The following is a 12,635-nucleotide window of genomic DNA, read 5'->3' on the forward strand; positions in this document are numbered from 1 at the left end:
CCGCCGCGGGCGCATGCTGTTGGATTCGCGTAGCACCTTACCTGAAGTCTTTCGACGCCGAAATTTCCGCTGCAGAGCTTTTTCGTATGTCGCGGAAATATTTTTAGTATTTTCCGGTCCCGATGCGCATGGCGCACCATCGTCTCCAGCCTGGATCGCGACGAGGCCGCGTGGGCGCCGGCGGGACACGTCATCCGTCCCCGCCTGGCGGCGCACGCGACGCTTCGTTCGGCGCCGCCGCGTGCACGCAGCGCGGCGGCGCTCGCGTATCCGGACCGATTGCCGGCGCGCCCCCCGACGCGCGCCGGCGCACACGGCACGCGCGCATCGCCGCGCAGGACTGGAGACATCACCATGACGAACGCGGAACGCAATGCGTCCCCGATGATAGAGAAGCACACGATCGGCTATGTGCCGCCCTCGGAACGCCACGGCAAGGTGCGCGACCTGTTCACGCTCTGGTTCGGCGGCAACATCGCGCCGCTGCCGATCGTGACCGGCGCGCTCGGCGTGCAGATGTTCCACCTGAACCTGATGTGGGGCATCGTCGCGATCGTCGTCGGCCAGGCGGTCGGCGGCGTGCTGATGGCGCTGCATTCGGCGCAGGGGCCGCAGATGGGGATCCCGCAGATGATCCAGAGCCGCGCGCAGTTCGGCTCGTGGGGCGCGCTGCTCGTCACGGTGATCGCGGCCGTGATGTACGTCGGTTTTTTCGCGTCGAACATCGTGCTCGCGGGCAAGTCGGTGCACGGCATCGCGTCGTCGGTGCCAGTCCCCGTCGGCATCGTGATCGGCGCGGTGGGCTCCGGGCTGATCGGGATCGTCGGCTATCGGTTCATCCACATCCTGAACCGGATCGGCACATGGGTGCTCGGCATCGGCATCGCCGTCGGCTTCTGGATGATCCTGTCGCACGTGAGCACCGCCGATTTCCTGACGCGCGGCGGCTTCGACTTCGCGGGCTGGCTCGCGACGGTATCGCTGTCGGCGCTGTGGCAGATCGCGTTCGCGCCGTACGTGTCGGACTATTCGCGCTATCTGCCGGAAAACGTCGGCGTCGCGTCGACGTTCTGGGCAACCTATCTCGGCTGCACGATCGGCTCGACGCTCGCGTTCGTCTTCGGCGCGGTCGCGGTGCTCGCGGTGCCGGCCGGCGCGGACACGATGGATGCGGTCAAGCAGGCGACCGGCCCGCTCGGCCCGTTGATGCTGGTGCTGTTCCTGCTGAGCGTGATCAGCCACAACGCGCTGAACCTGTACGGCGCGGTGCTCGCGGTGATCACGTCGGTACAGACGTTCGCATACAAGTGGATTCCGACCGCGAAGACGCGCGCGGTGGTGTCGGTCGCGATCTTCGTCGCATGCTGCTATGCGGCGATCGGCGCGTCGACGAACTTCGTCGGCAACCTCGTCGATCTCGTGCTCGCGCTGCTGGTCGTGCTGGTGCCGTGGACGGCGATCAACCTGATCGACTTCTACGTGATCCACAAGGGCAAGTACGACATCCAGTCGATCTTCATGGCGGACGGCGGGATCTACGGCCGCTTCAATCCGCAGGCGCTGCTCGCGTATGCGATCGGCATCGTCGTGCAGATTCCGTTCATGAACACGCCGATGTACGCGGGCCCGATTCCCGCCCATCTGGGCGGCGCGGACCTGTCGTGGCTCGTGGGCCTGCTGCTGACGTCGCCGCTGTACTACTGGCTCGCGACGCGCGACAGCGCGTATCGGCGCCGGCAGACGGGCGCGACGATGCCGCCGACGGCGGCACGATGAAGAAGGGGACGCCGCGTCGCTCGCGCCGCGGCGGCGAGCGGTGGCGGGAATCGGGCAGGCACGCGGCGGGCGACGTGGCGCGCGCCTGCCGCGGCATCACACGACCGCCGAGCGCACGACGCGCACCGGCACCGACTTGTACGACGGCGTGCCGCTTTCCTTGTCGATGTAGTCGAGCGGCACGAGCACGTTCGCTTCCGGGTAGTACGCACCGACCGAGCCCGGCGCGATGTCGTACTCGATCGCGGTGATCTTCTCGAGGCGCAGCGTACGGCCCGACGCGGTGACCGTCTCGATGTCGACGAGGTCACCGTGTTCGAGCCCGTACTTCTCGAGATCGGCCGCGTTCATGAACAGCACGTCGCGCCGGCCGAACACGCCGCGATAGCGATCGTCGAGCCCGTAGATCGTCGTGTTGTACTGATCGTGGCTGCGCAGCGTGATCAGGCGCAGCACCTGTTCGGCGCCGAGCACGTCCGCATCCTCCTTCACGCCCTTGTAGACCGAGAACATCGCCTTGCCGGTCGGCGTCGGCCACACGCGCTCGGTGGGCGGCAGCGGCAGGCGGAAGCCGCCCGGCGTGCGAATGCGCTCGTTGAACGCCTCGAAGCCGGATACCGTCTTGTCGATCAGGTCGCGGATGCGATCGTAGTCGGCGATCAGGTCGAGCCATGCGACCTTGCTGTTCGGCAGCGTCGCGTGCGCGATGCCGGCCACGATCGCGGGCTCGGAGCGCAACTGGTCCGATGCGGGCTTGAGCTTGCCGGCCGACGCATGGACCATCGACATCGAATCCTCGACGGTGATCGACTGCCGGCCGGTGGCCTGCATGTCGAGCTCGGTGCGGCCGAGCACCGGCAGGATGAAGGTTTCCTTGCCGACCAGCAGGTGCGAACGGTTCAGCTTCGTGCCGAGATGCACGCTCAGGTCGAGCTTCGCCATCGCCGGGAACGACAGCTCGGGATCGGGCAGCGCGACCGCGAAGTTGCCGCCGAGGCACAGCAGCGCCTTCGCGGTGCCGTCGATCATCGCCTGCATGGCCTGCACCGCGTCGTGCCCGTGCTGCGCGGGTGGCGTGAAGCCGCACACGTCCTCGATCTTCTTCAGGAATTCGGCCGACGGCTTCTCGGTGATACCGACCGTGCGGTTGCCCTGCACGTTCGAATGGCCGCGCAGCGGGCACACGCCGGCGCCGGGCTTGCCGATGTTGCCGCGCATCAGCAGGAGGTCGGCGATCAGGCGCACGGTGGCCGTGCCCTTGTTGTGCTGCGTGACGCCCATCCCGTACGTGACGATCGTCGCGTTCGACTTCGCATACGCGAGCGCGACCTGTTCGAGCTGCGCCTGGCTGAGGCCGCTCGCGCGTTCGATGTCGTCCCACGACGTGGCTTCGAGATCGGCCGAGAACGCCTCGAAGCCGTTGGTGTGCTGTGCGATGAAGTCGCGGTCGAGCACGTTGCCTTGCTCGGCCTCGAGCCGCAGCAGCGCCTTCATGATGCCCTTCAGCGCGGCCGCGTCGCCGCCCGCGTCGACCTGGTAGTACGTCGATGCGATTCGCGTCGAGCCGAACGACGCCATCTCGATCATGTCCTGCGGATCGGCGAAGCGTTCGAGCGCGCGCTCGCGCAGCGGGTTGAACACGATGATCGGCACGTTGCGGCGCGCGCATTCGTGCAGCGTGCCCATCATCCGCGGATGGTTCGTGCCGGGGTTGTGGCCGATCGAGATGATCAGCTCGCAGTGGTCGAAATCCTCCAGCGACACGGTGCCCTTGCCGATGCCGATCGACTGCGGCAGGCCGACGCTGGTCGGCTCGTGGCACATGTTCGAGCAGTCGGGGAAGTTGTTGGTGCCGAGCTCGCGCGCGAACAGCTGGTACAGGTACGCGGCTTCGTTCGACGCGCGGCCCGACGTGTAGAACTCGACCTGCTCGGGCGGCAGCGCGCGCAGCACTTCGCCGATGCGCGCGAACGCGTCGTCCCATTCGATCGCGCGGAACGTGTCGGTCGCGCGGTCGTAGACGAGCGGATGGGTGAGCCGGCCCATGTTCTCCAGTTCGTAGTCCGACATGCGCAGCAGCGACGACACGGTGTTCGCCGCGAAGAACTCGGGCGTCACGCGCTTGGTCGTCGCTTCCCACGTGACGGCCTTCGCGCCGTTCTCGCAGAACTGGAACGTCGACTTGTGCTCCTTGTCGGGCCACGCGCAGCCGGGACAGTCGAAGCCGTCGGGCTGGTTGGTCCGCATCAGCACGATCGGCGCCTCGATGGTTTCCATCTGCGTGCGCACCGCATCGGCTGTCGCGCGAAGCGCGCCCCAACCGCCGGCGGGCCCGTCGTATTTCCTGATGCCTGGCACTTCGCGTCGATTTGTCATGTGAATCTCCAATAGCCGGGCCCGGTGCGGGTGGCTCGGTTGCGCCGTGTCGCGGCGTGGGGCGGCTCCGTCCGGCGGACGGAGCCGGTCATGCGTGCCCCGGGCGGCGGGGCATGCGTTTTTCTAGCGGGCGTCCTTCTTCGCCCCGGACGACTTCTTGCCGGGCTTCGCCGTGGGCGGCGGGGCGTCGGCAGGCGTGTCGTCCGGCTTCCCGTCGCCGGCTGCCCTGGTAGCCTTGCCGGCCTTGCCGTTCGCTTCAGGCTTGCCGTCGGCGTCCTGCTTCGCGTCCTTCGTGCCTTTCGCTACCTTGGCGTCCTTCGCTTCAGGCGCGGCGAGCTTGTTGAACTTCACTTCGTCGCTGTCCTTGTCGTAGTCGACTTCGCACCGGTCGCCCGACTTCAGCCGGTCGGCGAGGATCTCCTTCGCGAGTCGCGTCTCGATGGTCTGCCGGATCTGGCGCTTCAGTTCGCGCGCGCCGAATTCCGGCTGGTAGCCGGCTTCGGTCAGGTGCGCGACGAGCGAGTCGCCCATCACGAGCGTGATGTCCTGCGCGGCGGCCGTGCGCACCACGCGGTCGAGCTGGATCCGCACGATCGCGCGGATGTCGTCCTTCGACAGCGCATGGAAGACGATCACCTCGTCGATCCGGTTCAGGAACTCGGGCCGGAAATGCCCCTTCAGCACCTGCATCAGTTCCTCGCGGATCGCCTTGTCGGTCTTGCGCGCGGCTTCCGGCTGCGTGAGGTTGTCCATGATGATCGCCGCGCCGAGGTTGCTGGTCGCGATGATGATCGTGTTGCTGAAATCGACCACGCGCCCCTTGCCGTCGGTGAGACGCCCGTCGTCGAACACCTGCAGCAGCACGTTGTAGACGTCCGGATGCGCCTTCTCGATCTCGTCGAGCAGGATCACGCTGTACGGGCGGCGTCGCACGCGCTCGGTGAGCTGGCCGCCTTCGTCGTAGCCGACGTAGCCGGGCGGGGCGCCGATCAGCCGCGCGACCGCGTGGCGCTCCATGTATTCGGACATGTCGATGCGGATGATCGCCTGCTCGTCGCCGAACACGGTCTCGGCCAGCGCCTTCGCGAGCTCGGTCTTGCCGACGCCCGTCGGCCCGAGGAACAGGAACGTCGCGATCGGCCGGTGCATCTGGCCGAGCCCCGCGCGCGACAACCGCACGGCATCGCTGACGGCGACCACCGCATCGCTCTGGCCGACCACGCGCTCGCGCAGCTGCTCTTCCATCTTCAGCAGCTTCTGGCGTTCCTCCTGCGTGAGTTCGGACACGGGGATGCCGGTCAGCCGCGACACGACCTCGGCTACCGATTCGACGGTCACTTCGAGCGTCTCCGAGCCGGTCTTGCGCTGCCACGCCTCCATCATCTCGTCGACGGCCTTCTGCTTCGCGTTGATCTGCTCTTCGAACTGCTTGGCTTCGTCGAAGCGCTTGCGCGAGGTCGCATAGTCCTGCTCGCGCTTCAGTTGCGCGATCTGCGCTTCGCCTTCCTGAATGTCGATCGGGCGCGACGTCGCGCCGATCCGCACGCGCGCGGCGGCCTGGTCGATCAGGTCGATCGCCTTGTCGGGCAGGAAGCGCGACGTGATGTAGCGGTCGGCGAACTCGGCGGCCGCGACGAACGCGTCGTCGGCGAACGTCACCTGGTGATGCGCCTCGAGGCTGTCGCGCAGCCCGCGCAGGATCACGATCGTCTGCTCGACGCTCGGCTCCGGCACGAACACGGGCTGGAACCGGCGCTCGAGCGCGGCGTCCTTCTCGATGTACTTCTGGTATTCGTTGAGCGTCGTCGCGCCGATCAGGCTCAACTCGCCGCGCGCGAGCGCGGGCTTCAGCACGTTCGCGATGTCGAGGCCGCCTTCGCCGCCGCCCTGGCCCGCGCCGACGATCGTGTGCAGCTCGTCGATGAACAGGATCAGTTCGTCCTGCTTCGCCGTCACTTCGTCGATCAGCTGCTTCGCGCGTTCCTCGAATTCGCCGCGATACTTCGCGCCGGCCACCATCGAGTTGATGTTGACTTCGACGAGCCGCTTGTCGCGCAGCACTTCGGGCACGTCGCCGTTGACGATCCGCTGCGCGAGCCCTTCGACGATCGCCGTCTTGCCGACGCCCGGTTCGCCGATCAGCACCGGATTGTTCTTCTTGCGGCGCGCGAGCACCTCGATCGTGCTTTCGATTTCCTGCGCGCGGCCGAGCACCGGATCGAGCTTGCCCTGGCGCGCGATCGCGGTGAGGTCGCGGCCGAACTTGTCGAGGTTCGGCGTGCCGGTCGGCGCGTCGACCCGGCCATCCTCGGCGCCCTTGCCGACCACCTTCACGACTTTCTGGCGCAGCGCCTCGGGCGTCACGCCGTATTTCTTCAACAGCGTGCCGGCGACGCTGTCCGGCACCGATGCGAGCCCGATCAGCAGGTGCTCGGGGCCGATGTACGAGTGGCCGAGATCGCGCGACGCCTGGAACGCGTATTGGACGGCCTTCTTCACGCGCGGCGAGATCGACAGCTTGTCGAGCGGCGCATCGGGCGCGGCCGTGCCGGTGTGCGCGTGCTCGTCGATGTACGACCGGATGTCCTGCGGCGACAGCTTCAATTCCTTCAGCAGCGCGGCGCAGACGTCGGTGTCGGCGAGCGCGTACAGCAGGTGTTCGGAATCGAGCTCGCTGCGGCGCAGCTCGTGCGCCTTCTCGGCCGCGCGCTGCAGCAGTTCGAGCGTCTGTTCGCTGAATGCGTCGGTCGGGTCGACCGATTCGCGCGGGATCTCGGCGGCGAGCGGCGATTCGTCGCCGAGGCCGCCGAACAACGACGACGGTCCGCCGCCGCCCAACAGCGAATCGAACGGATTCAGCATGCTCTGATGCCGCATCAGCTGTCGGAAGTGGTAATCGCAGATCGAGATCGTCTTGCGCTCGCCGTCCTGCATCACGGTTGCGCGCGCGACGGCCGGCCGGGCGTGACAGATATCGCAAAGTGCGGGCATGGTGGTCTGGCTCCTGTCGGTGAAGGTGGGGCGAAGGGTGAAGCCCGATGCGGTGCGGCGCTCACGCGCTCCGACCGCGCAGGCACGGCACGCACCGCGGCGGCGCGCGTGCCGCACCCGCGCGATCGCGCAGCGCGCGCCGGCGTGGCGCACGGTCGCGGTCGGGGCGGAAAGCGCGCGTGCCGAGAGGAGCCCACAGCATCGCTTCGACTGCGTTCAAAATAGCGAATCGGCGCGGGCCATCCAAGACACAGTTCCATGCCGGACCGGCCGTGAATTGCACCCTCACACGGGTGCGCGATTCGGCGGCAAGGAGTACAGACGGGCGCGCGCACGGCGGCGCGGGCAGCCGGCGGTGGAGGGCGGCGGGAAAGAGGTAAAGGGCGGCGGGCGAACGGCGCGGTGCGACATGGGCGCGCAGGGCGCCGGCAGCCGGCAAACGGGGAGCGAAAGGAGGAGAAAAGCGGGGAGAAAAGCGGGGAGTGAAGCGGCGAGCGAACCGGAGTGCGACGCGCAGCGCGGGCGCGAACCGGCTACGCCCGGCCCCGCGCGCACCGCAGCCGGTGCGCGCCATGGGGCCGGCGCAGGCGAGCGCGGGGTGCACGGTACGCGCCGGACATCGCGCAACCGCGGTGAACCGCGATCAGTCCGACAGTGTCATCGCGAGCCGTTGCCGTGCGATCTGCTTCACGTCGGCCGACAGCGCCGCATTCGGCAGACCATTGGCCCAGACGGAAAACGAATCCTCGATCAGGTTGCGCGTGTCGGGCGGCAGCTCGGCCAGCATCAGCGACACGACGGTAAACAGCACGGCGGTATCGCCGGCCTGGCCGCCCGCGTTGGCATCGACCTTCTGCTGCAGGGTAGCGACGGACGCTTGCAGCGCCTGTAATGCGTCATTCGATTCGCTCATGACATCCTCCGTGCAAGATGGGCTGGATCGGCGACGAACCTGCGGCCGGCAGCGCGGCAGTCGCGCGCGGCGCCCGGGCGGGCATCGCGCGCCGGCAACCGCGCTCAGGCGGCCGCGCCGTCCTGCGGCGCCACGGCCACCGATGCCTCGCTCGTCAGCATCAGGAACGTGAACGTTTCGCGCAGGTACAGGCGGACGCCCTTGTCGGTATGGCTCGTGTAGCCGATCGACACGTCTTCCCCGAGGTGCAGCTCGTAATCGCCGCCGCGCGTGGACAGCACGCAGCCGCCGCTGATCGCCGGCGCCCAGATGATCTCGCCGCTGACGATGCGTTTGATATGGCCGAGGACCGGATAGCCCTGGTCGCGCGCTTCGCTGAGCGCGGTGTACGCGTCCGACCCGAGCACGACCGAGTACGGGCCGTCGACGCCGGCGAGGCGCAGCGCCTCCAGCGCGTCGCTGATCGCGTCCGGGTAGGCGCTCACGTCCGCCGGCAGCGTGAGCCGGCGATTCGACGTGCCTTCGCGGATGCCGACGATGCCGGCCGCGCGGTAGCCGTCGAAAATCGCGTTGTCTTCGGCGAACGCGAGCCGCTGCGCGGCTTCCTTCGCCGGCTGCCAGTCGGCGTCGCGCGCGCCGCGCTCGACGCTGTCGATCGCGTCGCGGCTCAACTCGAACGGCACCGTCAGCTCGACGATCGTGCGCACCTCGCGCAGCCGCGCGTTCACGTGCTCGCGCGGCGCGGCGACGTCGAGCAGGTGCCCGGTGCCGACGGCCGACAGCTCGGGTCCCGCGGGGCCGTCGACGTCGACGACGCGGCGGCCGGCCACCGAGCGTTTGAAGGTGCGCGCCACTTCCTCCTCGATTTGCTCCCAGGCGGCGGACGAGATCGGGGCGAGTTCGCGGTGCAGGTTATTCATAGGTCGGGGTTCCTTTCAGCGAGCCGATGTTCAGCGAGCCGTCGCGCGGCGGGGCGGACGGCGCGGATTCCGGTTGGGCGGCGCCGGCGGCCGGCGCCGCGCGATCGGCGAGCGCTTCGAGCAGATCGGCCGACGGCACGAAGAACAGCGAGCCGGTGACCGCGCGGCTGTAGTCGAGCAGGCGGTCGTAGTTGCCGGGCGGGCGGCCGACGAACATGTTCTCGAGCATCTGCTCGATCGGCGCCGGCGAGCGCGCATAGCCGATGAAATAGGTGCCGAATTCGCCGGCGCCCGGGCGCCCGAACGGCATGTTGTCGCGCAGGATCTTCACTTCCCGGCCGCCCTCGTCGAGCGTGGTGAGCGAGCTGTGCGAGCACGACGGCTTCACGTCCGGCGCGAGCTCGATGTCGGACAGCTTGGTGCGGCCGATGATGCGCTCCTGCGTCTCGACCGCGAGTGCGTTCCAGCCGGCCATGTCGTGCAGGTATTTCTGCACGAGCACGTAACTGCCGCCCGCGAATTCGGCATCCTCGTCGCCGATCACCGTGAAGTCGACCGCTGCGCGGCCTTCCGGATTCTCGGTGCCGTCGACGAAGCCGATCATCGCGCGCTGGTCGAAATTGCGGAAGCCGTGCACTTCGTCGACGACCGTGACCGCGCTGCCGAGCGCGCCGAGCAGTTGCGTCGCGAGTTCGAAGCACAGGTCCATCGCTTCGGCGCGGATGTGCAGCAGGATGTCGCCGGGCGTGGCGATCGCGACGCGCTGGCCGGCGCCGAATTCGCGGAACGGATGCAGCGACGCCGGGCGCGGCTCGCCGAACAGCGCATCCCATGCATCGGAGCCGAAGCCGCATACGCACGTGAGATTGCCGCCCGGTACGCGCTTGCCGACCGAGCGCACGAGCGCGGCGATGTCGCCGCACCACGAACGGATCGTGTCGGCGTGATCGGCGCCGGGATTGATCGTCGCCACGAGAAAGATCGCGCTGCGCGTGATCGTGCTGTGAACGGCCTGGGAGATCGGGGGAGGGGGCGTCTGCATCGCGGGCTGCCGGTCAGTCGGGTCGGGACGGACGGGCCGCGGCAGCCGCGGCGCGCGAAGGCGAACGGTTGAACTGTGTCATGCGACGGTTCTCTGTGCTCTGTGTGACATGCGGATGAAGGACGTTGCGCGGGCATCGCGCAACGGGCCGCAGCGGCGGCGGCCGCCCCCGGGGCGCGAAGGGAAGGCAGACGGTGGCGCCGCGCGTTCGCCCGGCGCGTGGACCATCCGCACCGCGTAACGTCGTCGAGCATGCAATCTAGCAGCTTCGGCGGGTCTTTGGAACACGTATCGACGATCTGTCATTCGAATGGATCAAACAGGGCCGGGTTTTGTGCGGCGGCGGCGCAGCTGTACTCCTGGCGCCTGCGGCGCTGTGCTCTTGAGCGTGCGTGTCGCGTGCAGTAGATTAGGTTCCGCTCCGCCCGACGACGGCCATCATGATGAACCTTTTGGAAGCGATGCGTATTTTCGGTGCAATCGTCGAGCATGGCGGGCTGCGCGGCGCGGCGTCCGATCTGAAGCTCGACGTCGCGCAGGTCGATGCGCGGCTCGATGGCCTCGAACGCTATCTCGGCTGCCGGCTGTTGCTGGACCGCGCGGGCGACGATGTCGTGTGCACCGATGCCGGCGTCGCGTTTTACGCGTGTTGCCGGCGGACGCTGTCCGCGGTCGCGCAGGCGACCGGCGCGAGCGGAGCCGATGCGTGCGCAACGGTTTCCGGCCAGCCCGTCGCGGGCTTTCCGTTACCCGAGACCCCTCGCCGCGGCGACGCGGCATCGATCGCACCCTCTACGACACTGCACCGGTTAACGCGTTGAATACGTCCACTGCATCCGCCGATACGACCGCCGAGCGCATTCGTCGCCGCTTCGGTCATTTCCTGCACGCGGCCGAGCTGGCCGGGCTGGTCGTGATCGGGCTGGCGACCGCGTTCGCGATGGCGCAGGAAGCGTGGAAGGTCGTGCTCGCGGGCGAAGTGTCGCTGACCGACCTGCTGCTGATGTTCCTGTATCTGGAAGTGCTCGCGATGGACCTGCGCTATCTGCGGCTCGGCCGGCTGCCGGTGCGGTTTCCGCTGTTCATCGCGATGACGTCGCTCGCGCGCGACCTGATCCTGCGCGGCGCGACCGACAGCCCCGAGCGGATGCTGATGACGACCTTCGGGATCGTGCTGCTCGCGGTGGGCGTGCTGATCCTGAGTTTCGGGCAGCACCGCTTTCCGGCGGACGTCGACGATGTCGAGGACGACTTGCATGCCCGCAAGTAACGCGCGGACGGCGTTCGGAGCGAACCGCGGCGCGCCGAGCGAGGCGCGGCGGCCCCACCCTCATCCCACCACACGAGGTGTCGCATGACCAGGCAATTGATCGTCACCGTGTTCGGCGACGTCGACACGGCTCGGCAGGCCGCGAACGATTTCGACGCGCTGTCGGAGAAGAACGAAGGATTCCACATCGAGAACGGCGTCATCGTCGAGAAGGATGCGAACGGCAAGCTCGCGGTGCTCGACGCCGAATCGCGGCCGTTCAAGGGCGGCGTGATCGGCGCGATCGCGGGCGGGTTGCTCGGCCTGCTCGCCGGGCCGCTCGGCGTGGTGACTGGCATGGCGACCGGCGCGGGCGCAGGCATTCTCGCGCACGCGGCCGGCAATGCGCTGCTCGACGGTGCGTTCGTCGAGACGGTCGCAGCGCGGCTCGTGCCCGGCAGCGTCGCGGTCATTCTCGAAGCGAAGGAGGACACGCCGTTCTCGGTCGACAACGTCGTGACGGGATTCGGCGGCAAGGTCTTTCGCCAGGCGCTCGATTGAGCGCGCCCCTTTCGAACCGATTCGGGAGCATTGCATGCGCATCGATCAATCGTACCGGCGCTTCGACATCGCGGCGACGCTGTCGCCGCTGCCCGGCAACCGCGCGATCGCGGTCGTCGACGTGACGACCGACGATCCGGACCGCATCGCCGATCTCGGCACCGGCCAGTTCCTGCAGATCCGCAAGTGGATCGAGTCGAACGACGTCGCGCTGCTGACGGCGGTGTTCGACGAGTGCAAGGTCGCGATCGACCACTACGCGGACAACGTCGACGACGCTTGAGCGCGAGCGAGCCCGCGCATGGCCGGGCCTCGCGCCACCGCTGGCGCCTCCTCCGCCCGCGGTACTTGATGACGTGCGCGCGGCGACCGGCCGCGGTGCGGCCGCGCCGTCGTGTTCGCATCTGTTCACCACGCCGGCCGGATTTGAGTTTTCCTCGCCAAACTGTCACTTACATTCGCCGAAATGACGCAGTAGGATGCCGAACCTTGTCTTGATGAGATTCGCATTGCTATTCGCCTTCAATTTCGGTAACGGACGAGGTCCGAACCGGGACACCCGCGCCCGGCGACGGCTATCCGGCTTCATGCGTCGGCGTGGCCGTACCGCTCGTGCGGGGCAGGCCGGTTCATCGCTGGCGGGGCGAGGCGGATGAAGCTCTACGAGAAATTTGCAAACGACGTAGAGCGACTCATTCGGCAAGGGGTATATCGACACGGCGATCGTGTGCCGTCGGTGCGGCAGGCGAGCCAGCAGCACCGGATCAGCATCACGACCGTGCTGCATGCGTATCTGTTGCTGGAGAG

The 12,635-nt window shown here is 68.0% G+C and carries 11 protein-coding genes; 6 read left to right on the plus strand and 5 right to left on the minus strand.

The window, feature by feature from the left end; genetic code table 11:
• Positions 1-354 precede the first annotated feature (354 nt).
• Positions 355-1,776: a cytosine permease gene (locus WT24_RS17000; protein ID WP_060035064.1), complete on the plus strand. Its 1,422-nt coding sequence runs from the start codon at positions 355-357 to the stop codon at positions 1,774-1,776.
• Positions 1,777-1,872: 96 nt separating this feature from the next.
• Here the strand turns inward: WT24_RS17000 and WT24_RS17005 are convergent, their stop codons facing one another.
• The 5 genes from WT24_RS17005 to WT24_RS17025 form a co-directional block, all read right to left on the minus strand.
• A complete protein-coding gene (locus WT24_RS17005; RefSeq protein ID WP_060035066.1) occupies positions 1,873-4,152 on the minus strand; it encodes an FdhF/YdeP family oxidoreductase in 2,280 nt (759 codons plus the stop codon).
• A 123-nt stretch (positions 4,153-4,275) separates the two neighbouring features.
• Positions 4,276-7,143, minus strand: a complete 2,868-nt coding sequence (locus tag WT24_RS17010; RefSeq protein ID WP_060035068.1) for an ATP-dependent Clp protease ATP-binding subunit — start codon at positions 7,141-7,143, stop codon at positions 4,276-4,278.
• 643 nt (positions 7,144-7,786) lie between these two features.
• Positions 7,787-8,056, minus strand: coding sequence for a hypothetical protein (locus WT24_RS17015; RefSeq protein ID WP_060035070.1), 270 nt, complete (start codon positions 8,054-8,056; stop codon positions 7,787-7,789).
• 104 nt (positions 8,057-8,160) lie between these two features.
• The gene (locus WT24_RS17020) at positions 8,161-8,976 is read right to left on the minus strand and encodes a family 1 encapsulin nanocompartment shell protein (RefSeq protein ID WP_034209290.1); all 816 of its coding nucleotides are present in this window, start codon (positions 8,974-8,976) and stop codon (positions 8,161-8,163) included.
• Positions 8,969-10,018, minus strand: a complete 1,050-nt coding sequence (locus tag WT24_RS17025; protein WP_059789351.1) for a Dyp-type peroxidase — start codon at positions 10,016-10,018, stop codon at positions 8,969-8,971. The genes WT24_RS17020 and WT24_RS17025 overlap by 8 nt, the downstream gene beginning before the upstream one ends.
• A gap of 443 nt (positions 10,019-10,461) precedes the next feature.
• Between WT24_RS17025 and WT24_RS17030 the strand changes: the two genes are divergently transcribed.
• The 5 genes from WT24_RS17030 to WT24_RS32995 all read left to right on the plus strand — a co-directional run.
• Positions 10,462-10,839, plus strand: coding sequence for a LysR family transcriptional regulator (locus WT24_RS17030; protein ID WP_060035071.1), 378 nt, complete (start codon positions 10,462-10,464; stop codon positions 10,837-10,839).
• Entirely contained in the window at positions 10,836-11,288 is a 453-nt protein-coding gene (locus WT24_RS17035) for a phosphate-starvation-inducible protein PsiE (RefSeq protein WP_059502912.1), read from the plus strand. Before WT24_RS17030 ends, WT24_RS17035 begins: the two co-directional genes overlap by 4 nt.
• Before the next feature lie 84 nt (positions 11,289-11,372).
• Positions 11,373-11,828 carry a DUF1269 domain-containing protein gene (locus WT24_RS17040; protein WP_060035073.1) on the plus strand — a complete coding sequence of 152 codons (456 nt, stop codon included), beginning with the start codon at positions 11,373-11,375 and terminating at the stop codon, positions 11,826-11,828.
• A gap of 34 nt (positions 11,829-11,862) precedes the next feature.
• Positions 11,863-12,111 carry a hypothetical protein gene (locus WT24_RS17045; protein WP_059502908.1) on the plus strand — a complete coding sequence of 83 codons (249 nt, stop codon included), beginning with the start codon at positions 11,863-11,865 and terminating at the stop codon, positions 12,109-12,111.
• Between the two features lie 369 nt (positions 12,112-12,480).
• On the plus strand, positions 12,481-12,635 hold a 155-nt coding region (locus tag WT24_RS32995), incomplete at its 3' end, for a GntR family transcriptional regulator (RefSeq protein WP_124475946.1).

Origin of the sequence: Burkholderia sp. MSMB1078WGS (assembly GCF_001528895.1) — a bacterium.
Taxonomy (GTDB): domain Bacteria; phylum Pseudomonadota; class Gammaproteobacteria; order Burkholderiales; family Burkholderiaceae; genus Burkholderia.